A 23,494-nucleotide genomic window follows, 5' to 3' on the forward strand; every position below is an offset into this window, starting at 1 on the left:
ACAGCGCGCAAGCAAGTGCAGCGAGCAAGGTCCTGTGGAGCAGTTTGGAGTGCTCGCCACCCTGTCAAGGTGGAGGCCGCGGGTTCAAATCCCGTCAGGACCGCAGTAGAGACATGAGGGCCGCACCCAATGGGATGCGGCCCTCAGTCGTGTACGAGCAGTAGACATGAGGGCCGTACCCATCGGGTGCGGCCCTCGGTCGTGTTCGGCGGGCGCGTGGCGGGTCCGTGCCCGGGCGGCTTGACGGAGTCACATTCCGCCGGTACTCCGGACAGCAGGGGGGCCGGCGGGAGGCTCCCCAGGAGGTGACGCATGTCCGCTTCTTCGGCGTCCGCGCGGCACGAGACGCGCGCCCTGCTGCGCGCCCACCTCGCGGCGGCCACCGGCTACCGCCACGTGACCCGGCACTGCCCGATCTGCCACCGGCTGCTGAGACTCGCCCTGGAGGCCCCTCAGCGCGCTTCAGGCGAGCCCGAGGACCCCGAGGAGGGTTTCGTGCGGGAGAGCACCGCAGAAGCCGTGGCGGCCACAGACGACCCGGACGGCCCTCCCGGCACATGCCCGAAAGCGCAAGAGCCCCTCTAGCGCAGGGGAGTTGCCCACAACAAGATTCATGACGTGTGACGGGTGTCACCGAACTGGTTTAAGGAACCCCGGAACTTACACCCTTCCTACAACCAGCCAATTTAATATGTGCAATTGCACCACCCCCCAAGGCGCTCCCCGGGCATCCCTCCGACATCCCCCCGATGCCCCCCGAGTACCCCCAGGGCCGCCCACCTGCGCATCCTCGGCGCACACCTCGGCACACAAAAAAGATCGCGCTGGACCCGGCGGAGTCCAGCGCGATCGAACGACTCACCCATGTGTGTCAGGCGTGGCTCCCGTTGGGGCGGGACCCTCGTCGCGTGTAGCCATATGTCGGACGTACGGCCAGGTTGGGGGACCTGACAGCAGTGGTGCTCTTCGCCCGGGTTGTACGAGTTACTGCTGGTTGAGCGGTACTTCTGGCGTACGTCAGGCCTCGCTGCGCTGCTGCGGAATGCCCGCGAGCAGTGCGCGGACCTCAGCCTCGCGGTAACGGCGGTGTCCGCCGAGCGTGCGAATCGACGTGAGCTTGCCAGCCTTGGCCCAGCGCGTCACCGTCTTCGGGTCGACGCGGAACATCGTGGCGACCTCAGCCGGGGTCAGCAGCGGCTCGGCATCAGGGGTGCGAGCGGTCATGAGCGGCCTCCTCGGGAGAACCGAACCTTCTCGGTTCATTCCTCTAAATTCTGCACCTTGACCCGCGTTGCCCGAAATGGCGGACGCGAGTCGAGTCGGTTATAGGACGAACGGCTTGTCCTCGGCACTACAACTACACCATCCGTCCAGCCGCGTCGGCCAAACCGATGGAATTGCCCTCCCAGGTGTTCATCACCGACGGAAGCCGATGGACCATGCCATAGCGGACAGTCACGCCACAGTGACGATCAGTCACAGAGCGATCAGGAGTCAACAGACCCCCCATAGAGTGCAATGCTGAGCAATCCGCCCTTACTTGGGCGGAACGAGCCCTCCCCGGACTCGTTGTCCTATTTTGGCATGAGGAGGGGTGATGGGCGCAAGAGCCCCGAAAGTGCGGTCCATCACGCTTGAGGCAAAGGCCCGTATCGGGACCTACGTCCCGGCCCCGGGAGGCAGCCGGGCGACAGTGGCGGAAAACCGCCGCACCTCAGTTCGCGAACTGTAGGTCCCTGACCGCCCGCCACCGCTCCACGAGCCTCGCATACGCCTCGCCGGCCACCTCGCCGTCGCCGTCGCGCAGCGCCTCGATCCCCTCGGCCACATCCGCCGCGGAGTGGTCCTCGCCGAGTTCGTCGGCCGGCACCGCGTGCACGAGGCCTCCGTAGTCGAGTTCGACCAGGGAGCGCGGGTGGAACTCCTCCAGCCACCGGCCGACGTCCAGGAGCCCGTCGACGAGCGGCCCCTCGCCCAGCGCCTCCCGCAGCGTCTTCAGGCCGCGCGCGACCCGGCGCCGCGCCTGCACCATCGGGGTGCGGTAGCGCAGCACGGGCGGGTCGGCCTTCGTGTAGCTCCGCTCGTCGTCGGAGACGAGCACGAACCAGTGCAGCGGCACCTGCCACGTCGACGTACGGATCCAGGGGCGCGCGTCGGGGTTGCGGGCCAGCCACCGTTCGTAGTCCGCGGCCGTCTGGCGGCGCAGCACCGGAGGGAGCACCGCGTCGAGGACCGGCGCGGGCAGCTGCCCGGCCAGCTCCCCCATGGCCTGCCAGCCGCGCAGCCGGGTCCGCCAGGGGCAGACGCACAGCACCCCGTCGGCCTCCACGACGAACGCGTCGCCGCTCTCGTGCACCGGCACGGGCACGGGCGGCGTCGGCAGCAGGTCGGCGAGCGAGCGGCGGAGCTCGTCCTGGTACGAGGGAAGGTCCCGGCGGCGGGCGTAGCGCGCCCAGTGGCCGCGCTCCGGTTCCGGGAAGGCGGCCAGCGGCTCGTACACACGCAGATAGGACGCGTACGGGACCGTCACCGATGACACCTTGGGCACGGCTGCTCTCTCCCCCACGGGTGAACTCGAAAACGTGATCCTCGACTCCGGGCGGTCAAGGTCGGTGGACAGCCTTTAGTCTCATGCCCATCGGGCCCCGCCACCCGTACGGGAGCCCGCCCAACCGCGCCACTTGACCGGGAGTCACCACAGTGACCGAAGCAGACAACGGCGTCCTGCACACCCTGTTCCACTCGGATCAGGGAGGCCACGAGCAAGTAGTGCTCTGCCAGGACCGTGCCAGCGGCCTCAAGGCCGTCATCGCCATCCACAGCACCGCCCTGGGCCCCGCCCTCGGCGGCACCCGCTTCTATCCGTACGCGACCGAGGAAGAGGCCGTCGCCGACGTCCTGAACCTGTCGCGCGGCATGTCGTACAAGAACGCCATGGCCGGGCTCGACCACGGCGGCGGCAAGGCAGTGATCATCGGTGACCCCGAGCAGATCAAGAGCGAGGACCTGCTCCTCGCCTTCGGCCGCTTCGTCGCCTCCCTCGGCGGCCGGTACGTGACGGCCTGCGACGTCGGTACGTACGTGGCGGACATGGACGTCGTGGCGCGCGAGTGCCGCTGGACCACCGGGCGCTCCCCGGAGAACGGCGGCGCGGGCGACTCCTCCGTGCTCACCGCCTTCGGTGTCTTCCAGGGCATGCGTGCCAGCGCCGAGCACCTGTGGGGCGATCCTTCGCTGCGCGGCCGCAAGGTCGGTGTCGCGGGCGTCGGCAAGGTGGGCCACCACCTCGTCGAGCACCTCCTGGAGGACGGCGCCGACGTCGTGATCACGGACGTCCGTGAGGAGTCGGTGAACCGGATCCTGCACAAGCACCCGTCGGTGACGGCGGTGGCGGACACCGAGGCGCTCATCCGGACCGAAGGCCTCGACATCTACGCGCCCTGCGCGCTCGGCGGCGCGCTCAACGACGACTCCGTGCCGGTCCTGACCGCGAAGGTGGTGTGCGGCGCCGCCAACAACCAGCTGGCGCACCCCGGAGTGGAGAAGGACCTCGCCGACCGGTCGATCCTCTACGCGCCGGACTACGTGGTGAACGCCGGTGGCGTCATCCAGGTCGCCGACGAGCTCCGCGGCTTCGACTTCGACCGGTGCAAGGCAAAGGCGTCGAAGATCTTCGACACCACGCTCGCCATATTCACTCGCGCAAAGGAAGACGGCATTCCGCCGGCCGCCGCGGCCGACAGGATCGCCGAGCAGCGGATGTCCGACGCGCGCTGAAGGGCGTGCCGAGAGGCATGAAAGGGCCCCGCCGGCGCACTGGGAGAGACAAGACTCACCCCCGTCGGCGGGTCGCCCGGCAAGAAGAGGTTAAAATCGCAGTTGACCAGCGAGGACGGGGCTCCTCGAAGGTTGTGCGCCGAGGCGCGTCCTGCGGGCGACGTACCGTATGGCCGCAGGAGCAGGTACCGTGGAAGCCCTACGGACCGGTCTCTCCACGGAGAGTCCGTTCCAGATCATGAACGCGTGTCAAGACTCTGGGGCCGTCGAGCCCCGTATCCGAGGGGGTCGAGCCATGGGGCGCGGCCGGGCAAAGGCCAAGCAGACGAAGGTCGCCCGCCAGCTGAAGTACAGCAGCGGCGGGACTGACCTGTCGCGTCTGGCCAATGAGCTGGGCGCTTCGACTTCGCAACAGCCGCCGAATGGCGAGCCGTTCGAAGACGACGACGAGGAAGACGACCCGTACGCCCAGTACGCGGATCTGTATAACGACGACGAGGACGACGACTCTGCCGAAGAGTCCGGCCCCTCGTCTCAGCGCCGCGGCGCTTGACCTCGTTGCTTAAGCACCATTTATTGCCTACGCAGTATTCGCAGTTCTCATAGCAACTGCACTTCACCCGGTCCGGGGGCACCACCCCGGGCCGGGTTTTGTGCTGCTCCGCAGTTCCTACTTCGCGTAGTCGCCGATGAGCTCGGCGCCGGTCGCGTGGTCACCGCGGTCGGTGATCTCACCGGCGACCCAGGCCTCCACGCCGCGGTCCGCGAGGGTGGTGAGCGCCGCGTCCGCCGACTCCTCGGGGACGATCGCGATCATGCCGACGCCCATGTTCAGCGTCTTCTCCAGCTCCAGGCGCTCGACCTGTCCGGTCCTGCCGACCACGTCGAAGACCGCGCCCGGCGTCCACGTCCCGCGGTCGACGATCGCGTGCAGGCCGTCGGGGATCACCCGGGCGAGGTTGGCCGCGAGGCCACCGCCCGTGATGTGGCTGAAGGCGTGGACGTCGGTGGTGCGGGTGAGCGCCAGGCAGTCCAGGGAGTAGATCTTGGTGGGCTCCAGGAGCTCCTCGCCGAGCGTCCGGCCGAACTCCTCGATCCGGCGGTCCAGCGCCCAGCCCGCGCGGTCGAAGACCACATGCCGCACGAGCGAGTACCCGTTCGAGTGAAGACCCGAGGACGCCATGGCGATGACCGCGTCACCCTTACGGATGCGATCCGGGCCGAGCAGGCGGTCGGCCTCGACCGCGCCCGTGCCGGCGCCCGCGACGTCGAAGTCGTCCGGGCCGAGCAGGCCCGGGTGCTCCGCCGTCTCGCCGCCGACGAGCGAGCAGCCCGCGAGGACACAGCCCTCGGCGATGCCCTTCACGATGGCGGCGACGCGCTCGGGGTGGACCTTGCCGACGCAGATGTAGTCGGTCATGAAGAGCGGCTCGGCGCCGCACACGACGATGTCGTCCATGACCATCGCGACGAGGTCGTGGCCGATGGTGTCGTACACGCCCAGCTGCCGGGCGATGTCGACCTTCGTGCCGACGCCGTCGGTCGCGGAGGCGAGCAGGGGGCGCTCGAAGCGCTTGAGCGCGGAGGCGTCGAAGAGCCCGGCGAAGCCGCCGAGGCCGCCGAGGCCCGCGACCTCCGGGCGCTGGGTCTTCTTGACCCACTCCTTCATCAGCTCGACGGCGCGGTCGCCCGCCTCGATGTCGACGCCCGCGCTTGCGTAGCTGGCACCAGTGGTCTCAGACATGACGGTGAGAACTTTCGTGTCGTACTGCGTGGGGTCTTACGGGCGACGGATCGCGTCGGCGGCAGCGGTGCTCGCCGGGCCCGCGGCCAGTTCCGTCTCCAGGAGCTGCTTGCCGAGCAGCTCGGGGTCGGGCAGGTCCATCGGGTACTCGCCGTCGAAGCAGGCGCGGCAGAGGTTCGGCTTGTCGATGGTCGTGGCCTCGATCATGCCGTCGATGGAGATGTACGAGAGGGAGTCGGCGCCGAGCGACGTGCCGATCTCCTCGATGGTCATGCCGTTGGCGATGAGCTCGGCGCGCGTCGCGAAGTCGATGCCGAAGAAGCACGGCCACTTCACGGGCGGGGACGAGATCCGGATGTGGACCTCGGCGGCGCCGGCCTCGCGGAGCATCTTGACCAGGGCGCGCTGGGTGTTGCCGCGGACGATCGAGTCGTCGACGACCACCAGCTTCTTGCCCTTGATGACTTCCTTGAGGGGGTTCAGCTTGAGACGGATGCCGAGCTGGCGGATCGTCTGCGAGGGCTGGATGAAGGTCCGGCCGACATAGGCGTTCTTGACGAGGCCCGCGCCGAAGGGGATGCCGGAGGCTTCCGCGTACCCGATCGCGGCGGGGGTGCCGGATTCGGGGGTCGCTATGACGAGGTCGGCCTCGACGGGAGCTTCCTTGGCGAGTTTCCGGCCCATCTCGACACGCGAGAGGTAGACGTTCCGGCCCGCGATGTCCGTGTCCGGGCGCGCGAGGTAGACGTACTCGAAGACACAGCCCTTGGGCTTCGCTTCCGCGAATCGGGAGGTTCGCAGTCCGTTCTCGTCGATCGCGACGAACTCGCCGGGCTCGATCTCGCGGACGTAGCTGGCGCCGCAGATGTCGAGCGCCGCGGACTCCGAGGCGACGACCCAGCCGCGCTCCAGGCGGCCGAGGACCAGCGGGCGGATGCCCTGCGGGTCACGGGCCGCGTACAGCGTGCCCTCGTCCATGAAGATGAGGGAGAAGGCGCCCTGAACCTGCGGGAGGATCCTCATGGCGGCGTCTTCGATGGTCAGCGGCTTGCCGTCGCCGTCCACCTGGCCCGCGAGGAGAGCCGTCACCAGGTCGGTGTCGTTGGTCGCGGCGACCTGGGTCGCGCGGCCGTTCTCCTTCGGGAGTTCGGCGACCAGCTCGGCGAGCTGGGCCGTGTTGACGAGGTTGCCGTTGTGCCCGAGCGCGATGGAGCCGTGCGCGGTGGCACGGAACGTCGGCTGGGCGTTCTCCCAGACGGAGGCACCGGTGGTCGAGTAGCGGGCGTGACCGACCGCGATGTGACCCTGGAGCGAGCCGAGAGAGGTTTCGTCGAAGACCTGGGAAACGAGGCCCATGTCCTTGAAGACGAGGATCTGGGAGCCGTTGCTGACCGCGATTCCCGCGGATTCCTGGCCCCGATGCTGGAGGGCGTAGAGCCCGAAGTAAGTGAGCTTTGCGACCTCTTCGCCCGGAGCCCAGACACCGAAGACGCCGCAAGCGTCCTGGGGGCCCTTCTCGCCGGGAAGCAGATCGTGATTGAGTCGACCGTCACCACGTGGCACGCCACCGAGTGTAGGCGAGATCGACCACTGGTCCGAATTGGGGATACGACCCCGGCACGGAGGGTGAGCGCGGCCCGTCCGCCGCGCGAGTGCTTCAGTCGTACGACAGGGCTGTGAACTGCGACGACGGCTTTGTGAACAGGGGCGGCCGCGCGTTGACGCCCCTTCCGGCACCCCGCGAGGCTCCTGATCCATGCAGCCTCATGGATTGTCACGGTCTTCTCGGTTGTCCCGGCGCTCCTTCGCCGGCGGGGTGGCGGGCGCCGCCGTCGGCGTGGGTGCCGCGGGCGCCGCGACGCGGGCCGACGCCGCGCCCGGCGCCCCCGCCACGGCCCCCGCCGAGCGGCCCTTCACGGCCGCGCGCGGGCGGCACTCCCGGCGGCCCAACATCCTGTTCATCCTCGGCGACGACCTCGGTTGGGCCGATCTCTCCGCCTACGGATCGCCGCACATAAGAACCCCGAACCTGGACCGCCTGGCCCGCCAGGGCGTGCGGTTCACGGACGCCTACTCCGGGTCCGCGACCTGCTCTCCGACCCGCTTCAGTCTGTACACGGGGCGCTACCCGGGGCGTACGAAGGGCGGGCTCGCGGAACCGATCGCCGACAAGTCCGTGGGCCTCGACCCGACCCACCCCACACTCGCCTCGCTGCTGCGCGACGCCGGATACGCGACCGCGCTGATCGGCAAGTGGCACTGCGGCTACCTGCCCGACTACTCCCCCACCCGGTCCGGCTGGGACGAGTTCTTCGGGAACTTCGGCGGGGCCCTGGAGTACTACTCGAAGCTGGGGCTCGGCGGCGAATACGACCTCTACGAAGGCGGTGTCCGGGAGGGCGACGCCGAGTACAAGGACCTGCGGTACTACACGCGCATCCTGACCGAGCGGGCGAGCGAGTATGTCCGGCGGGACCACGGCGAACGCCCCTGGCTGCTCAACCTCAACTTCACCACCCCGCACTGGCCGTGGATCGCGGACGGGGACGAGGAGCAGAGCGCGGAGATCGTGCGGAGGATCAAGGCGGGCGAGAAGGGCGCGCTGTGGCACCAGGACGGCGGCTCCGTGGAGAAGTACACGGAGATGGTCGAGGACTTGGACCGCTCGGTCGGCGAAGTGCTGCGCGCGCTGCGGAAGTCCGGGCAGGAGCGGGACACGCTGGTGTTCTTCGCCTCCGACAACGGCGGTGAGCGCTTCTCGTACAACTGGCCGCTGTCCGGGAACAAGGGCTCGCTGAAGGAGGGCGGCATCCGGGTGCCGACCATCGTGCGGTGGCCGGCCCGGATCGACGGCGGGCAGGTCAGCGACGAGCCCGTCTACACGCCGGACTGGACGGCGACGCTCCTGGAGGTCGCCGGGGCCCGGCCGCACCCGGCGTACCCGCTGGACGGGACGAGCCTCGCCCCCTACCTCCTGAAGGGGCAGGCCGTCGCCGAGCGCGAGCTGTTCTGGCGGGTGCGCGGGGAGCGGGCGCTGCGCCGCGGGAAGTGGAAGTACTACCGCGGCAAGGGTGGCGCGGACCAGCTCTTCGACCTCGCGGCCGACCGGCGTGAGCAGGCCGACCGGGCCGCGGGCGAGCCGGAGCTCCTGGCCGAGTTGCGGGCGGCGTGGGAGCGGACGGACGGGGAGCTGCTGGCGTACGGCTGAAGCACCGGGGCCGTGCGGTTACTTCGGCCGTGTGACTACTTCGCCGGCTTCCCGGTGTCGTCCTTCTGGTCCGCGTTCGCCCTGATCACCGTGCCGTCGGCGGCGGTGATCTTCAGGTTGCCCCGCTCCACCTCGTAGCGTGCCGTGCCGTCGAAGATCTTCAGGAGCTTGCGTTCCGTGGTCATCGCCTCGCCCTGGCACAGCTTCCGGGTGGTGGCGGGGGCGCCGAAGGTGATGCGGCCGTCCTTCGCCTCGGCCTTGGCGGTGACGGAGTTGCAGCCGAGGCTGCCGCGGACCTTGCCGTCCTCGCCGAAGGTCAGGTGGACCTTGTCGGCCACGTCCTTCGGCAGGGACGCGGTGGTCTCGGCGTCGCCGACGGCGTCGACCCGCCACTTGGTGCCGGTGAGCGGGGCGTCGGGCTCGGCGGGCTGCGAGGTGAAGGCCACGCGGTCTCCCTTGGCGGTGGTGAGGGTCATGCGGTCGCCGGCGACCTTCGCGGTGAACTTCTGCTCGCCGAGGGTGCGCAGGGCGTTCTTCTCGAACGTCATGCGGCCGTCGTCCGCGCAGGCCCGCTTCGTCGTCAGCGGCTGCCCGAACTCCACGGTCCCGTCCTTGATCGTCACGTCGGCGCCGACCGAGTTGCAGCCGAAGCTGCCGCCGGCCCGCCCGTTCTCGCCGATCTTGAGGTGGGCGTCCCCCGGCGCGTCGTGCTTCTTGCCGCCCAGGGTGAGGCTCTCGACGTTCCAGCGGACGCCGGTGAGAGCCGCCTCGCTCTCCCCGGAGCTCTCCACGGAACGGCCGCCGGAGTCGCCTTCGGAGCCGGCCCCGGACTCGGTGCCGCATGCGGTGAGCAGCAGCCCGGCGGAGGCCAGCGCGGTCAGGGTGAGGGTCAGTCGCTGCGTGTGCATGACGATGTGACGGGACAAGTGGGGGAGTCGGTTCCATCCTTGTCCCCCGCCCGCGCCCCCACGTGCCTCAGCCCATGATCGGCAGCAGCCCCGACAGGTCCGCGCGCTCGCCGCTCGCGCTGACCCGTGCCGCGTCGAGCGCCGTCGCCCAGTCGGTGCGGCCGGTCGCGAGGCGGATCCAGGTGAGCGGGTCGGTCTCGACGACGTTGGGCGGGGTGCCGCGGGTGTGCCGGGGGCCCTCCACGCACTGCACGACCGCGTACGGCGGGACGCGCACCTCGGTCGACGCGCCCGGCGCCTTCACCGCGAGGGCGTCCGCGAGCAGCCGGGCGCAGGCGGCCAGGGCCTGGCGGTCGTACGGGACGTCGAGGCCCGGCACCGCGTCGTTCAAGTCGTCGGTGTGGACGGTCAGTTCGACGGTCCGGGTGACCAGGAAGTCGCCGAGGGTCATGGCGCCGAAGCGGGACGGCACGAGCCGCTCGTCGGGCGCCGCGGCCAGGGACTCCTCGATGCCGGCGCGCGTGCGCGTGAAGAGGTCGTCCAGGTCGGCGCCCGCGCTCTCGGCGATGGCGCGGGTGTCCTCGTCGACCTGGGCCGCCGCGGTGACGGTGGCGAACGGCCAGTCCATGAGCGGGACTTCGTGCTTCTCCGGCTCGGGCAGGCCGAGGTAGCGGTGGACGGTGCCGAGGACCATCGCGATGTGGGCCGCCAGTTCGTGCACGGTCCAGTCGCCGAGCCGGGTGGGGCGGGCCAGCTGCTCGGGGGTCAGGGTGCCCACCGCGTCCCGCACGTTCCCGAACTGGGCGAGGACGGCGGTGCGGATCTTGGCGGAGTCGTACGAGCGCGTGCGCTTCTTGGCCGGTGGCATGGGGCCGAGCCTAAGCGTTTTCGGGGTACCCCTGAAGTCCCTTTTCCACCAGATCGAAGGCGCGCTCGGCGGCCTCGGCGCAGTCCTTCGCGATCTCGTCGACCGGGTCGCCGGCGAGGGTGCGCTCGTGGTTCTGCATGATGAGCGCGTTCCGGGCGCCGATCAGCTGGGCGGCGGCGACCCGGGCGAGGAGCATGTCGCCGGTCTCCTCGGCGAGCTCGTCGGCGAGGAGCTGGACGCTGCGCATGTGGAAGATCACCACGCGGTGCGCGAGCGTCGGCGTCTCCTTGATGAGCTGGCGCACCTTGAGGGCGCGCGGGTCGCCGCTGAGGCCGATCGACGGGTCGCGGCCGGGGACCTGCGCCAGGAACTGGCGGCGCGCCGCCGCGACCGCGGACTCGCCGGGGCGCCGCTCGCGCACCGCGCGGGCCGGGTCCTCCGCGTGCTCCTCCATCGGGCCGACGATCACGTCTTCTTTGCTGCCGAAGTAGTTGAAGACGGTCATCTTCGATACGTCGGCCGCCTCGGCGATCTCCGCCACGGAGACGTGGTCGAAGCCCCGCTCGGAGCAGAGGTCCACAGCGACCTGCCAGATCCGCGCGGCGGTCTGCCGCTTCTTGCGCGCGCGCAGCCCCAGCTCCTCAGTCATGCAGGTCACGGTACCGGGGTAGTCTCTTCCCGCACGGTGAACGTCTCGCGGTTGCGGGGCACGCCGATCCCCCGCCAGCTGAACGGCACGCCCCGCGCGGTCTCCGGGTCGGGTCCGTCCATCAACTGGAAGTGGACGTGCGGCTCGGTGGAGTTGCCGGAGTTCCCGCAGCCGCCGATCCGCTGCCCGAGGGCGACCTTGTCGCCCGCCCGGACCGCGAGCGAGCCCTGCTGGACGTGCGCGTACAGGGCGTACGTCCCGTCGCCGAGGTCGAGGACGACGTGGTTGCCGATGACGCGGCGGGCCCCGCCGAGCGTCCTGCCGACGCCTTCGACCAGCCAGAAGTACAGCACTCCGAGGAGGGAGCTGCGGCTCAGGTGGTCGCGCTGGCCGTCCTCGGCGTGCACGACGGTCGCGTCGGCCACCGCGTACAGCGGCTCGCCGAAGGCGGGGTAGGCCCGGCCGTGCCGGGCGACGGGCCAGAACCAGACGGGGCGGGGGCGTGCGGGTCCGTCCTCCGGCTCGGCCGTGATGTCGATGGCGTATGTCTGTGCCAGGTAGTGCGTGCCGTGGCTCGGCACCTTGTCGGCGGGGCTGTTGAGCGCGGACCAGCGGCCGGCGACCGGGGGTGCGACCTCCACGGGGGCCGGGGGATCCGCTTCGATCCGCCGGCGGGCGGAGCGGGACAGCGTGGCGCTGACGGCGATCGCGGCGATCGCGGGCAGCCAGCTCAGCCAGTAGTCGTACGGCAGGTCCGTGAAGATCCTGACGACGAACTGGCCGAAGAACACGACCCACAGCATCCGATGGAGCACCGCGCCGAACTTGCGCAGGCCTATGGACATGACTCTCCCCCTCGTACAGCGGTATGCGGCTGAATGTCGGTCAGGTCACCGGGCGCGCGGCGGTGAGCACCACGAGCAGCGGCACCACCCGCCCGGCGGGGACCTCGTAACGGCCGCGTTCGGTGGTGTGCAGCCAGCCCGCGCCGGTCAGTTGGCGCAGGTGGTGGTAGATCTGGCCGGTCGTGCCGACGTCGTCGAGCGCGGCCAGCTCGGCGGCGGTGCGCAGGCCGCCGAGGATCTCCCGCAGCAGCCGCAGCCGCACGGGGTTGCCGAGGGCGGCGAACGACTCGGCGGCCTCGGTCCAGTCGCCCTCGAACACCGTCTCGGTGAGCAGGCCGTACTGCCAGTCGTACCGATGTCCGGTCGGCACCCGCACCGAGCCGGTGAACAGGACGGCGCCGTCCGCCTCCTGCGTCACGGGGTGCCGCGCCTTCAGTGCGTCGAGGGCCCAGAAATCGCCCTCTCCCACGGGGGGCGCGGCCGGACCCGCGCTCTCCAGTTCCGCCATGCGCCGTTCGAGCTCGGCGACGCGCTCTTCAAGATCCACGCCTACGACGTTACGTAATTACGTAATTTCTGGCAACCCTCCACGTGACCCGGAAACGACGAAACCCCCGTCCGGACCGGGTCCGGACGGGGGCTGTCGTGTCAGCCGAGGTGGATCAGGCGAAGAGCCCCGGCAGGGTCTCCTCGTGGGCCTCGCGCAGCTCGCTCAGCGGCAGCGTGAACTCGCCCTGCACGTCGACGGCGTCACCGTCGACGACACCGATGCGCCGCACGGGCAGACCCCGCGCCCCGCACATGTCGGTGAAGCGCAGCTCCTCGCTCCGCGGCACGGAGACGACCGCGCGCCCCGCCGACTCGGAGAAGAGGAAGGTGAACGCGTCCAGGCCGTCCGGCACGACGAGCCGGGCACCGCGGCCGCCCCGCAGGCAGGACTCGGTGACGGCCTGCACGAGACCGCCGTCCGACAGGTCGTGCGCGGCGTCGATCATGCCGTCGCGCGAGGCCGAGATCAGGATCTCGGCGAGCAGCTTCTCGCGCGCCAGGTCGACCTTGGGCGGAAGACCGCCGAGGTGTCCGTGGACCACCTGCGACCATGCCGAGCCGCCGAACTCCTCGTGCGTCTCGCCGAGCAGGTAGAGGAGCTGGCCCTCTTCCTTGAACGCCATCGGCGTACGCCGTGCGACGTCGTCGATCACACCGAGGACGGCGACGACCGGCGTCGGGTGGATCGCCGCCTCACCGGTCTGGTTGTACAGCGAGACGTTGCCGCCGGTGACCGGGGTGCCGAGCTCCAGGCAGCCGTCGGCGAGGCCGCGGACGGCCTCCGCGAACTGCCACATGACGTCCGGGTCCTCGGGCGAACCGAAGTTCAGGCAGTCCGAGATCGCCAGGGGCTTGGCGCCGGACGCGGCGACGTTGCGGTACGACTCGGCGAGCGCGAGCTGCGCGCCCGTGTACGGGTCGAGCTTCGCGTACCGGCCGTTGCCGTCGGTGGCGATGGCGACGCCGAGGCCCGTCTCCTCGTTGATCCGGATCATGCCGGAGTCCTCGGGCTGCGCGAGCACGGTGTTGCCCTGCACGAAGCGGTCGTACTGGTCGGTGACCCAGGACTTGGCGGCCTGGTTCGGGGCGGCGACGAGCTTGAGGACCTGCTCGCGCAGTTCGTCCCCGTTCGCCGGGCGGGCCAGCTTGTTCGCGTCGTCGGCCTGGAGGGCGTCCTGCCAGGACGGGCGGGCGTACGGACGTTCGTAGACCGGGCCGTCGTGCGCGACCGTGCGCGGGTCGACGTCGACGATCTTCTCGCCGTGCCAGAAGATCTCCAGGCGGTCGCCGTCGGTCACCTCACCGACGACGGTGGCGATGACGTCCCACTTGTCGCAGATCTCCAGGAAGCGGTCGACCTTGTCGGGCTCGACCACGGCGCACATGCGTTCCTGCGACTCGCTCATGAGGATTTCCTCGGGAGTGAGCGTGGAGTCGCGCAGCGGCACGTCGTCCAGCTCGACGCGCATGCCGCCGGAGCCGTTGGACGCCAACTCGCTGGTGGCGCAGGAGAGTCCGGCCGCGCCCAGGTCCTGGATGCCGACGACGAGCTTCTCGGCGAAGGCCTCCAGGGTGCACTCGATGAGGAGCTTCTCCTGGAAGGGGTCGCCGACCTGGACGGCGGGACGCTTCGACGGCTTGGTGTCGTCGAAGGTCTCACTCGCGAGAATCGAGGCGCCGCCGATGCCGTCGCCGCCCGTGCGGGCGCCGTACAGGATGACCTTGTTGCCGGGGCCCGACGCCTTCGCGAGGTGGATGTCCTCGTGCCGCATGACGCCGATGGCACCGGCGTTCACGAGGGGGTTGCCCTGGTAGCAGGCGTCGAAGACCAGCTCGCCGCCGATGTTGGGCAGGCCCAGGCAGTTGCCGTAGCCGCCGATGCCCGCGACGACTCCGGGGAGCACGCGCTTGGTGTCGGGGTGGTTCGCGTCGCCCATGCGCAGCGGGTCCACGACCGCGACCGGGCGCGCGCCCATCGCGATGATGTCGCGGACGATGCCGCCGACGCCGGTGGCCGCGCCCTGGTAGGGCTCGACGTACGACGGGTGGTTGTGCGACTCGACCTTGAAGGTGACCGCGTAACCCTGGCCGACGTCGACGACGCCCGCGTTCTCGCCGATGCCGACGAGCATCGCGTCGTTGGCCGGCACCTTCTCGCCGAACTGGCGCAGGTGGACCTTGCTGCTCTTGTACGAGCAGTGCTCGGACCACATGACGGAGTACATGGCGAGCTCGGCGCCGGTCGGGCGGCGGCCGAGGATCTCGCGGACGCGGTCGTACTCGTCCTCCTTCAGGCCCAGCTCGGCCCAGGGCAGCTTGACGTCGGGCGTCTCGGCCGCGTGCTTGACGGTGTCCAGAGTCATGCGTTGACCAGCTTCTTCAGGATCGAGGTGAAGAATCCGAGGCCGTCGGTGCGGCCGGTCCCGACCAGCGGCTCCACGGCGTGCTCGGGGTGCGGCATGAGGCCGACGACGTTGCCCGCCTCGTTGGTGATGCCGGCGATGTCGCGGAGCGAACCGTTGGGGTTGCCGTCCAGGTACCGGAAGGCGACGCGGCCCTCGGCCTCCAGCATGTCCAGGGTCCGCTCGTCGGCGGTGTACTGCCCGTCGATGTTCTTGAGCGGGATCCGGATCTCCTGCCCCGCCGTGTAGTCGGCGGTCCAGGCGGTCTCCGCGTTCTCCACGCGCAGCTTCTGCTCGCGGCAGATGAAGTGCAGGTGGTTGTTGCGCAGCATCGCGCCCGGCAGGAGGTGCGTCTCGGTGAGCACCTGGAAGCCGTTGCAGATGCCGAGGACCGGCATGCCGGCCTTCGCCTGCTCGATGACGGACTCCATCACCGGCGAGAAACGGGAGATGGCGCCGGCCCGCAGATAGTCGCCGTAGGAGAAGCCGCCGGGCAGCACCACGGCGTCGACCTGCTTGAGGTCCTTGTCCTTGTGCCACAGCGGCACGGCTTCGGCGCCGGCCACGCGGACGGCGCGCTGGGTGTCGCGGTCGTCGAGGGTTCCCGGGAAAGTGACGACTCCAATTCGAGCAGTCACTTCGCGGCCTCCTCGGCCTTCTGCGTCTCCTTGGCCTCTTCGACCTTTACGACGAAGTCCTCGATCACGGTGTTGGCGAGGAAGGTTTCCGCCAACTCGTGGATACGGGCGAGGGCCGACTCGTCGACGGGCCCGTCGACCTCAAGTTCGAAGCGCTTTCCCTGACGTACGTCGGAGATGCCCTGGAAACCGAGGCGCGGCAGTGCACGCTGCACCGCCTGGCCCTGGGGGTCGAGGATCTCCGGCTTGAGCATGACGTCGACTACGACGCGTGCCACTGGCACTCCCGGTGTGTGGTGCTGGCGTGTGCTGCTTGCACTGTGCTGAGCAGGTCTGCTGAGCAGGTTCCTTCAGACTACCGGCACAAAATTTCTACTCGCGTAGATTCGTAGCAACCTACGAGATGACGGTCACGTTCCGGGGTGCAAGCAGGTTTCGAACCGGGAACCTTCACGATGAATCCATGAAAGATCTAGCCACGCAATGCAGCAATACAATGCCGGGCACTGTACAAAGGAATTGGCAATAGCCGATACTTTGCCCAAAACATCCGTGCAGTCGGCATCACCGCATGTCAACGCGGTAGAGCCGCGCGAAGGGACCGATATTCGTGGCGCAACGTGTCGTGGTCACTCTCTTTGACGACATCGACGGCGGGGAAGCGGCGGAAACGGTCGCGTTCGGTCTTGACGGCAAGTCGTACGAGATCGACCTCAATCAAACCAATGCCAAGAAACTGCGCACGGCTCTGGCGCCGTACCTGGAGGCCGCCCGCAAGCAGTCGAAGTCCGGCGCCGTCTTCCGGCACACGGCGGTCTCCCCCGATCCGTCGGCGGTCCGCGCCTGGGCGCGCTCGCACCGGATGGACGTCCCGCCCCGGGGCCGCATCCCCAAGAAGGTGTACGAGGCCTTCGAAGCCGCCAACTGAACACCCGCCGCACGCCGTCCGGAGCCCCTCGCCGGCACCGACTTGCGCTGCACCCCTCCCGGTCGGCTAAAGTCTGGAGCACGCCGAGGGGCGAGGCCGAAAGGCCGGACCTCACGGAGTCTTGCGGGTGTAGTTCAGTAGTAGAACATCCCCCTTCCAGGGGGAAGGCGCAGTGTGCAATTCCTGTCACCCGCTCTGCATCGCTCACCGACCGGTCCGCCGGTTGCGGTAAGCTGGTGCCCGCGCCGGTCGGTGAAAGCCGATCGGAGGCCATGCGAACGTAGCTCAGTTGGTAGAGCGCAACCTTGCCAAGGTTGAGGTCGCGAGTTCGAACCTCGTCGTTCGCTCCATGTGAGAAGGCCCCGGTCATGCGACCGGGGCCTTCTTCGTATCCCCCGCCACCCATCTCCGAGGTGCTTCTGACATTTGTCATGCGGGCCGGTGACAGCGCGCACTGCCGACGGCTCCGCGGCCGGGAGACGCTCGACACATGACTGACCAAGTGATCGACGTGACCGACCTGCGGCGCGTGTATGGGGGAGATTTCGAGGCGGTACGGGGGATCTCCTTCGCCGTGGGACGCGGCGAGCTCTTCGCGCTGCTCGGCACCAACGGCGCCGGCAAGACGTCCACCGTCGAACTCCTCGAAGGGCTCGCGGCACCGGCCGCCGGACGGGTGCGGGTGCTCGGGCACGACCCGTACACCGAGCGGAGCGCGGTGCGCCCGCGCATCGGCGTCATGCTTCAAGAGGGCGGCTTCCCCGCGGAGTTGACCGTCGCGGAGACCGCGCGGATGTGGGCGGGATGCACCAGCGGGGCCCGGCCCGTCGGCGAGGCCCTGGAGCTCGTCGGGCTCGCCGAGCGGACCCGGGTCCGCGTGAAACAGCTCTCCGGCGGCGAGAAGCGGCGCCTCGACCTGGCCATGGCGCTCCTCGGCCGGCCCGAGGTGCTCTTCCTCGACGAGCCCACCACCGGACTCGACGCGGAAGGACGGCGCGAGACCTGGCAGCTGGTCAGGGAACTGCGCGACAACGGCACGACCGTGCTGCTCACCACGCACTACCTCGAAGAGGCCGAGAGCCTCGCCGACCGGCTCGCGATCCTGCACGAGGGCCGGATCGCCGCCGAGGGAACCGTCGCCGACGTGGTGGCCGAGCAGCCCTCCCACATCTCCTTCGAACTGCCCGCCGGGTACTTCGTGGGCGACCTGCCGCCGCTCGCCGGACTCGGCGTGACCGGGCACGAGACGGACGGCCGCCGCGTCCGGCTGCGCACCGGAGAGCTGCAACGGGCCGCCACCGGACTGCTGTTGTGGGCCCGTGACGCACGGGTCGAACTGACCGCGCTGGACGTGCGCGCGGCCACGCTGGAGGAGGCGTTCCTGCGGATCGCGCGGGACGCGCAGAGCGGAACGGGCGGGACGGGCAGGACCGGCGAGGCCGGCGAGCCGCGCCTCGGCGACAAGGAGATGGCGGCATGAGCACGGCGACCCTGACGACCCCGGCACGCCGGATGCAGGCACTGGCGCGCGCCGAGATGACGCTGTTCGGGCGGAACAAGGCGATGCTGTTCGCGGCGCTGTTCGTACCGATGGTGATCCCTCTCAGCATGCGGCAGGCGGCCGAGGGCATGGACCTTAAGGGCACCGGGCTCGACGTCGGCACCGTCGTCCTGCCCAGCGCGCTCGGCTTCTCCCTGCTGTTCGCCGTGTACTCCGCGCTGACCGCCGTCTACGCCGCCCGGCGCGAGGAGCTCGTGCTCAAGCGGCTGCGCACCGGCGAGCTCCGGGACCCCGAGATCCTCGCGGGCGCCGCGCTGCCGTCGGTCCTCATCGGCGTCGTGCAGTGCCTCGTGCTCTCCGTGGGCTGCGCGGTGCTCCTGGACGCCGGGGCGCCGAGCGCGCCGCACCTCGTCGTGCTCGGCGTCGCCGCGGGCCTCGTGATGTTCACCGCGCTTGCGGCCGTCACCGGAAGCTTCAGCAGGACCACCGAGTCCGCGCAGGTCATGAGCATGCCGCTGATCTTCGTGTCGATGATCGGCTCCGGCCTCTTCATCCCGTTGGAGGTCATGCCCGACGAGGTCGCCTCGGTCTGCGAACTGCTCCCGCTCTCCCCCGTCGTCGAGCTGATCCGCGGCGGCTGGGCCGGCACCCTCTCCGCCGGGGACGCGCTGGGCGCCACCGCCACCGCGGTGGCCTGGACCGCACTCGCGGTGTTTGCTGTACGGCGATGGTTCCGCTGGGAACCCCGGCATTGAACCCCGGCATTGAGGGAGGAGCCATGGTGATCGACCGCATGCGGGCCTGGCAGCGTGACTGGCACGGGCGCAGCAAGATCGAGAAGGTCGAGCTCCAGAGCCTCGCCATGTGGCACGCCATGCCGTGGATCTTCTTCCTCAGCTGGCTCTCGGTGCCGCTCGGCCTGAGCCTGCGCCCGGAGCTCGCCGCACAGCTCCTCGGCTGGTCGCTGATCGTGCTGGCGGCCGCGCAGTGCCTGCACGTCAACCGCACCCTGCGCCGGTCGATCGACCACTATCTCCGGCGGGCGCCCCTGCCGCGCCGCGACCTCGCCGTGGCCGCCGCCCTCATGGGCGCCACCCTGGGACTCGCCGTCGGCCTCCAGGCCGTGGACGGCGTGGACGGCGGAATGCTGGGCCTCACCACCCTGTACGTGACGATGCCGTTCGCCCAGGCGCTGGCCTTCTCCGTGAGCGTCCGGGGGTTCCTGGCCCGGATGGCGCTGGTCGACGCCGCGGCCGTGGCCGCCTTCGCGGCCGGCGGAGCCCGCGGCGGGCAGCTCGCCGTGGTCGGCGGCCTCATCGCCTTCGCGGGCGTCCTGGCGCTGGTCTCCACGCGCTGCGGCGCCTGGACGCTCTCCGTGATGTGGGAGGGCGACCGGGCCCGCGAGGTCGAGGCGCGGCTCGCGGTCGCCGAGGAGCGGCTGCGGTTCGGCAGGGACCTGCACGACGTGATGGGCCGCAACCTCGCCGTCATCGCGCTCAAGAGCGAGCTCGCGGTGCAGCTCGCACGCCGGGGGCGGCCCGAGGCGGTGGACCAGATGGTCGAGGTGCAGCGGATCGCGCAGGAGTCGCAGCGGGAGGTGCGCGAAGTCGTACGGGGATATCGCGAGGTCGACCTCGCGGTGGAACTCGCCGGTGCGCAGGGGGTGTTGGAGGCGGCCGGGATCGTGTGCCGGGTGACCGGGTCCACGGCGGAACTGCCCGCCTCGGTGCAGTCGGCCCTCGGATGGGTCGTGCGGGAGGCGGCGACGAACGTGCTGCGGCACGGTGACGCGGGACGCTGTGACATCACGCTGGCGGTGGACGAGGGGCGGGCGACGCTGGTGGTGGAGAACGACGGAGCGCCGGAGGCCGCGCAGGAAGGGCGGGGGTCCGGTCTCGCGGGGCTGCGGGAGCGGCTGGCCGCGGTGGACGGAGTACTGGACTCCGCGTCCGGCGCGGGCCTGTTCCGGCTCACCGTGGAGATCCCCCTGCCGCCGCCCGCGGCGAAGGACCCGGTGCCGGACCACGAGCGGAGCCGGAGCCAGGGGGTGGCCGCGTGAGTCTGCGCGTGCTGCTCGCCGATGACGAGCACCTGATCCGCGGGGCGCTCGCCGCGCTGCTCGCCCTGGAGGACGATCTCGTCGTGGTCGCCGAGGCCGCGTCCGGACCCGAGGCGCTCGCCATGGCGCGGGCCCACCGGCCCGATGTCGCCGTGCTCGATCTGCAGATGCCGGGCGCCGACGGTGTGAGTGTCGCCACATCGCTGCGGGACGAACTCCCGCACTGCCGCACCATGATCGTGACGAGTCACGGCAGACCGGGACATCTCAAGCGGGCCCTCGCCGTGGGGGTGCGCGGCTTCGTGCCGAAGACCGTGAGCGCCCAGCGGCTCGCCGAGATCATCCGTACCGTGCACTCCGGAAACCGTTACGTGGACCCGGAGTTGGCGGCCGACGCGATCTCCGCAGGGGACTCGCCGCTGACCGCCCGCGAGGCCGAGGTGCTCGAACTCGCCGCCGACGGGGCGCCCGTCGCGGAGATCGCCGAGCGCGCCGCGCTCTCCCAGGGAACCGTCCGCAACTACCTGTCGTCGGCGGCCACCAAGATCGGGGCGGAGAATCGTCATGCCGCGGTGCGTCTCGCACGCGAGCGAGGTTGGGTATAGTTGGTCTCGCGCTTCGGCGCAACGCGGACGTAGCTCAGTTGGTAGAGCGCAACCTTGCCAAGGTTGAGGTCGCCAGTTCGAACCTGGTCGTCCGCTCCAGATGAAAGGCCCCGGTCGTATCGACCGGGGCCTTCTTCGTGCGCCGGCTACGCGTCGGTCACCAGGACGTGCCGGTCAGCCGCTCGTACGCCTCGATGTACTTGCCGCGTGTGGCGTCCACCACATCCTGCGGCAGCGCCGGCGGCGGCTGCTCGCTCTTGCGGTCCCAGCCCGACGCCGGGGAGGTCAGCCAGTCCCGCACGAACTGCTTGTCGTACGACGGCTGGGCGCGGCCCGGCTCCCACTGGTCCGCGGGCCAGAAGCGCGAGGAGTCCGGCGTCAGGACCTCGTCGCCGAGGATGAGCGCCTCCCCGTCGAAGCCGAACTCGAACTTCGTGTCGGCGAGGATCAGGCCGCGGTCGCGCGCGATGTCCCGCGCCCGGCTGTAGACGGCGAGGGTCGTCTGGCGCAGCCGCGCCGCGGTGTCCGCGCCGACCTGGCGGGCGACTTCCTCGTACGACACGTTCTCGTCGTGCTCGCCGACCGCGGCCTTCGCGGCGGGCGTGAAGATCGGCGCGGGCAGCTCCGAGCCGTCGACCAGGCCCTCGGGGAGGGCGAGGCCGCAGACGGTGCGGGTGGCGTTGTACTCCAGGAGGCCCGAGCCCGTCAGATAGCCGCGGGCGACGCACTCGACCGGGACCATCTGCAGGGGCTTGCAGACGAGCGTGCGGCCCTCCCAGTCGGCGGGCGCGCCCTGCGGCACGTCCGTCGAGATCACGTGGTTCGGGACGAGGTCAGCGAGCTGGTCGAACCACCACAGGGAGAGCCGGGTGAGGACGCGGCCCTTGTCGGGGATCTCCGAGGGCAGTACCCAGTCATAGGCGGAGAGCCGGTCGCTGGCGACCATGACGAGCTCGCCCGCCTCGTTCTGGTACAGCTCGCGCACCTTGCCGGTGTGGAGGTGGACCAGACCCGGCACCTCAAGCGGCTCGGGCTTTTCTACGAATCCGGACACGGTTCCCTCCCGTGGTTCTGGCCAAGTGAGGTCGATTCTCCCGTATGGGAGGCGTGGTTTTGGCCATGGGGCGAGCGGGGTTGTGCGGTGGCGCGCACCGGTGCCGGGCCCGCCGCGCGCGGCGGCGGGGTCAGTCGCGCTTGCAGATGCGGTCCAGGAGGTTGGCGGTGGCGCGCTGGATGCGCGTGTCCACATGGCCGGGGCGGTCCAGCGCCGGGGACCAGGCGAAGGTGCCTGACGCGAAGACCAGGGCGCCGGACGGGGCGCGGTAGAGCGACGACTCCTGGTGGCGGGTGACGCCCTCGGTGTCCTCGTACGGCGAGTGGGCGAGCAGGATGCGGCCCTGGTGCTGGGGGAGCGCGGTGCGCGGAAAATAGCGGTCGGCCTCGCCGGCGACCAGGCCCTCGATCTCGTCGTTCTCGTGCGCCCCGGTGGCCTCCCACAGCCAGTGGTCGGCGTTGCGGACGACGAGGGGGCGCGGCTCGGGGACGCGGCCCGCGTACTGGATGCCGAGCAGCTGCTGCTCCGCCTTGTCCTGCTCGCGCCAGAGGGCCGGCCGCCCAGGACCGCGGCGCTTGCGGCAGGTGAGGAGGCGGTCCTCGACGCCGGACGCGGACGGGCCCAGCTCCACCTGCCAGTACATGGTGTTGGCGGAGAGGAAGACCAGGGAGGTGCCGTGCTCGCGGGCCAGCTCGGTGGTGCGGCGCATGCTCGGCGACCAGTACTCGTCGTGGCCGGGGAAGACCAGGCCCCGGTACCGGGTGGGGTCGATGCGGCCCGCGTGCAGGTCGCGGGCGTCGGCGTACGCCAGGTCGTAGCCGTACCGCTCGGCCCAGCGGATGAAGTCGTAGGCGTGGCCGACGTGCAGGGGCAGGCCCGCGCCCGCGTACGGCCGGTCGAAGGAGACCGTGACGGCGGCCTCGCTCTCGCCGAGGAGGCCGCCCTCCTCGTCCCACGCGTGGTAGAGGCTGGCGCCCGTGCGGCCGTCCTCCGGATAGAGGTTGTACGCCTGCCAGGTGATGTCCGGCAGGAGCAGCAGGAGGTCGGCGGGGTGGCTGTCGCGGACCGTGAAGGGGACGTGCGAGCGATACCCGTCGGCGGTGGTGAGGACCGCCACGTACGCCCCGATGCTCCAGTAGCTCGGGATCTGCAGCCGCCAGGAGAGCCACCAGTGGTGGCAGGAGACCGTGCGGTCCGCGGTCAGCGGGGCGGGCTGGACGATGCCGGAGAGGCGGGGGCTGGTGGTGATCTTCGAGGCGCCGTCGCCTCCGTAGTGCCCGATGCGGTAGATGTCGACGCTGAACTGCTGGGGCGGGTCCACGGTGACGTGGAAGTCGATCGCCTCGCCCGGGGCGGCGGCGCCGGTGGAGGTGAACCCCTTGATCTGGCGGTGCACGTCGTCGGCGGTGAGCGGGCCGCCGGTGCGCGGCTCCGGGATGTTCGCCGCGCCGGGGGCCGGGGCATGGTCGACGTACCAGGGCACGACCTGGCCCGTGTCGTCGAAGTAGTGCTCGGATCCGCGCAGCCAGGGCAGCGGGCCCTGGCCGAAAGGATCCGACACGGCGTGCGCCAGCGCGCCCGATTCCCAGCGGCGGATCGGCTCCGACTTCATGTGTGCCCCTCCCTCGCTCCCCCGAGCCTGCGGCGCCTCACGGTGCATTCGGTCCGGCGGCCACTCCCAGCACATCACATTACGCACGCGCCCCGTCACCGTTCGTCGCGAATTGGTGTGAACGGAGCGTGATACTCCGGGTGGGTC

General features: G+C 70.3%; 23 protein-coding genes and 4 tRNA genes. 13 read left to right on the plus strand and 14 right to left on the minus strand.

Annotated features, from left to right (window positions below; all coding sequences use genetic code 11):
• Nucleotides 1-28: 28 nt before the first annotated feature.
• Both AB0H82_RS13125 and AB0H82_RS13130 read left to right on the plus strand, forming a co-directional pair.
• A tRNA-Asp gene (locus AB0H82_RS13125) sits at nucleotides 29-103 on the plus strand.
• Nucleotides 104-312: 209 nt separating this feature from the next.
• Nucleotides 313-585: a DUF6274 family protein gene (locus AB0H82_RS13130; protein ID WP_362991934.1), complete on the plus strand. Its 273-nt coding sequence runs from the start codon at nucleotides 313-315 to the stop codon at nucleotides 583-585.
• A 432-nt stretch (nucleotides 586-1,017) separates the two neighbouring features.
• On the opposite strand, the gene bldC is transcribed toward AB0H82_RS13130, so the two are convergent.
• Together bldC and AB0H82_RS13140 are read right to left on the minus strand one after the other, a co-directional pair.
• Complete coding sequence (gene bldC / locus AB0H82_RS13135; RefSeq protein WP_003949541.1) at nucleotides 1,018-1,224, minus strand: developmental transcriptional regulator BldC; 207 nt, start codon at nucleotides 1,222-1,224, stop codon at nucleotides 1,018-1,020.
• Between the two features lie 490 nt (nucleotides 1,225-1,714).
• Nucleotides 1,715-2,548, minus strand: a complete 834-nt coding sequence (locus tag AB0H82_RS13140; RefSeq protein WP_362991936.1) for a hypothetical protein — start codon at nucleotides 2,546-2,548, stop codon at nucleotides 1,715-1,717.
• Between the two features lie 152 nt (nucleotides 2,549-2,700).
• On the opposite strand from AB0H82_RS13140, the gene AB0H82_RS13145 reads away from it, so the two are divergent.
• Both AB0H82_RS13145 and AB0H82_RS13150 read left to right on the plus strand, forming a co-directional pair.
• On the plus strand, nucleotides 2,701-3,777 hold the full coding sequence (locus AB0H82_RS13145) for a Glu/Leu/Phe/Val dehydrogenase dimerization domain-containing protein (protein WP_362991938.1): 1,077 nt from the start codon (nucleotides 2,701-2,703) through the stop codon (nucleotides 3,775-3,777).
• 295 nt (nucleotides 3,778-4,072) lie between these two features.
• A complete protein-coding gene (locus AB0H82_RS13150; protein ID WP_344522176.1) occupies nucleotides 4,073-4,330 on the plus strand; it encodes a DUF3073 domain-containing protein in 258 nt (85 codons plus the stop codon).
• Nucleotides 4,331-4,447: 117 nt separating this feature from the next.
• Here AB0H82_RS13150 and purM read toward each other — a convergent pair whose 3' ends face one another.
• The gene (purM, locus tag AB0H82_RS13155; protein ID WP_362991940.1) at nucleotides 4,448-5,521 is read right to left on the minus strand and encodes a phosphoribosylformylglycinamidine cyclo-ligase; all 1,074 of its coding nucleotides are present in this window, start codon (nucleotides 5,519-5,521) and stop codon (nucleotides 4,448-4,450) included.
• A gap of 36 nt (nucleotides 5,522-5,557) precedes the next feature.
• Nucleotides 5,558-7,084, minus strand: coding sequence for an amidophosphoribosyltransferase (gene purF, locus AB0H82_RS13160; protein WP_362991942.1), 1,527 nt, complete (start codon nucleotides 7,082-7,084; stop codon nucleotides 5,558-5,560).
• 208 nt (nucleotides 7,085-7,292) lie between these two features.
• Here purF and AB0H82_RS13165 point away from each other — a divergent pair, with 208 nt between their 5' ends.
• A complete protein-coding gene (locus tag AB0H82_RS13165; protein ID WP_362991944.1) occupies nucleotides 7,293-8,729 on the plus strand; it encodes a sulfatase-like hydrolase/transferase in 1,437 nt (478 codons plus the stop codon).
• A gap of 35 nt (nucleotides 8,730-8,764) precedes the next feature.
• On the opposite strand, the gene AB0H82_RS13170 is transcribed toward AB0H82_RS13165, so the two are convergent.
• The 8 genes from AB0H82_RS13170 to purS all read right to left on the minus strand — a co-directional run bounded on the left by AB0H82_RS13170 (nucleotide 8,765) and on the right by purS (nucleotide 15,866).
• Nucleotides 8,765-9,637 (minus strand): META domain-containing protein, encoded by an 873-nt coding sequence (locus AB0H82_RS13170; RefSeq protein WP_362991946.1) that lies wholly within the window; start codon nucleotides 9,635-9,637, stop codon nucleotides 8,765-8,767.
• Between the two features lie 67 nt (nucleotides 9,638-9,704).
• On the minus strand, nucleotides 9,705-10,505 hold the full coding sequence (locus AB0H82_RS13175; protein WP_362991948.1) for a sterol carrier family protein: 801 nt from the start codon (nucleotides 10,503-10,505) through the stop codon (nucleotides 9,705-9,707).
• Between the two features lie 10 nt (nucleotides 10,506-10,515).
• Nucleotides 10,516-11,154: a TetR/AcrR family transcriptional regulator gene (locus tag AB0H82_RS13180; protein ID WP_362991950.1), complete on the minus strand. Its 639-nt coding sequence runs from the start codon at nucleotides 11,152-11,154 to the stop codon at nucleotides 10,516-10,518.
• A 5-nt stretch (nucleotides 11,155-11,159) separates the two neighbouring features.
• On the minus strand, nucleotides 11,160-11,999 hold the full coding sequence (locus tag AB0H82_RS13185; protein WP_362991952.1) for a M23 family metallopeptidase: 840 nt from the start codon (nucleotides 11,997-11,999) through the stop codon (nucleotides 11,160-11,162).
• Between the two features lie 40 nt (nucleotides 12,000-12,039).
• The gene (locus AB0H82_RS13190) at nucleotides 12,040-12,546 is read right to left on the minus strand and encodes a helix-turn-helix domain-containing protein (protein WP_362991954.1); all 507 of its coding nucleotides are present in this window, start codon (nucleotides 12,544-12,546) and stop codon (nucleotides 12,040-12,042) included.
• Between the two features lie 115 nt (nucleotides 12,547-12,661).
• The gene (gene purL, locus AB0H82_RS13195; RefSeq protein WP_362991956.1) at nucleotides 12,662-14,911 is read right to left on the minus strand and encodes a phosphoribosylformylglycinamidine synthase subunit PurL; all 2,250 of its coding nucleotides are present in this window, start codon (nucleotides 14,909-14,911) and stop codon (nucleotides 12,662-12,664) included.
• Entirely contained in the window at nucleotides 14,908-15,588 is a 681-nt protein-coding gene (gene purQ, locus AB0H82_RS13200) for a phosphoribosylformylglycinamidine synthase subunit PurQ (protein ID WP_362991958.1), read from the minus strand. Before purQ ends, purL begins: the two co-directional genes overlap by 4 nt.
• Nucleotides 15,585-15,866: a phosphoribosylformylglycinamidine synthase subunit PurS gene (purS, locus tag AB0H82_RS13205; protein WP_362991960.1), complete on the minus strand. Its 282-nt coding sequence runs from the start codon at nucleotides 15,864-15,866 to the stop codon at nucleotides 15,585-15,587. Before purS ends, purQ begins: the two co-directional genes overlap by 4 nt.
• Nucleotides 15,867-16,198: 332 nt before the next feature.
• On the opposite strand from purS, the gene AB0H82_RS13210 reads away from it, so the two are divergent.
• The 8 genes from AB0H82_RS13210 to AB0H82_RS13245 all read left to right on the plus strand — a co-directional run bounded on the left by AB0H82_RS13210 (nucleotide 16,199) and on the right by AB0H82_RS13245 (nucleotide 20,780).
• Nucleotides 16,199-16,516 carry an Lsr2 family protein gene (locus AB0H82_RS13210; protein WP_362991962.1) on the plus strand — a complete coding sequence of 106 codons (318 nt, stop codon included), beginning with the start codon at nucleotides 16,199-16,201 and terminating at the stop codon, nucleotides 16,514-16,516.
• A gap of 123 nt (nucleotides 16,517-16,639) precedes the next feature.
• Nucleotides 16,640-16,711: transfer RNA gene (locus AB0H82_RS13215), tRNA-Gly, on the plus strand.
• 79 nt (nucleotides 16,712-16,790) lie between these two features.
• Nucleotides 16,791-16,866, plus strand: a tRNA-Gly gene (locus AB0H82_RS13220).
• A gap of 140 nt (nucleotides 16,867-17,006) precedes the next feature.
• Entirely contained in the window at nucleotides 17,007-17,996 is a 990-nt protein-coding gene (locus AB0H82_RS13225) for an ABC transporter ATP-binding protein (protein WP_362991964.1), read from the plus strand.
• Complete coding sequence (locus tag AB0H82_RS13230) at nucleotides 17,993-18,772, plus strand: ABC transporter permease (RefSeq protein ID WP_362991966.1); 780 nt, start codon at nucleotides 17,993-17,995, stop codon at nucleotides 18,770-18,772. Before AB0H82_RS13225 ends, AB0H82_RS13230 begins: the two co-directional genes overlap by 4 nt.
• 23 nt (nucleotides 18,773-18,795) lie before the next feature.
• Nucleotides 18,796-20,076: a histidine kinase gene (locus tag AB0H82_RS13235; protein ID WP_362991968.1), complete on the plus strand. Its 1,281-nt coding sequence runs from the start codon at nucleotides 18,796-18,798 to the stop codon at nucleotides 20,074-20,076.
• Nucleotides 20,073-20,681: a response regulator transcription factor gene (locus tag AB0H82_RS13240; protein WP_362991970.1), complete on the plus strand. Its 609-nt coding sequence runs from the start codon at nucleotides 20,073-20,075 to the stop codon at nucleotides 20,679-20,681. The genes AB0H82_RS13235 and AB0H82_RS13240 overlap by 4 nt, the downstream gene beginning before the upstream one ends.
• A 23-nt stretch (nucleotides 20,682-20,704) precedes the next feature.
• Nucleotides 20,705-20,780 (plus strand) — tRNA-Gly (locus tag AB0H82_RS13245).
• Between the two features lie 58 nt (nucleotides 20,781-20,838).
• Here the strand turns inward: AB0H82_RS13245 and AB0H82_RS13250 are convergent.
• On the minus strand, nucleotides 20,839-21,735 hold the full coding sequence (locus AB0H82_RS13250; protein ID WP_362991972.1) for a phosphoribosylaminoimidazolesuccinocarboxamide synthase: 897 nt from the start codon (nucleotides 21,733-21,735) through the stop codon (nucleotides 20,839-20,841).
• Between the two features lie 130 nt (nucleotides 21,736-21,865).
• Nucleotides 21,866-23,347 carry a N,N-dimethylformamidase beta subunit family domain-containing protein gene (locus AB0H82_RS13255; RefSeq protein WP_362991974.1) on the minus strand — a complete coding sequence of 494 codons (1,482 nt, stop codon included), beginning with the start codon at nucleotides 23,345-23,347 and terminating at the stop codon, nucleotides 21,866-21,868.
• Between the last annotated feature and the right edge of the window lie 147 nt (nucleotides 23,348-23,494).

The sequence above is a fragment of the Streptomyces sp. NPDC050732 genome (genome assembly GCF_040654255.1).
Classification (GTDB): domain Bacteria; phylum Actinomycetota; class Actinomycetes; order Streptomycetales; family Streptomycetaceae; genus Streptomyces.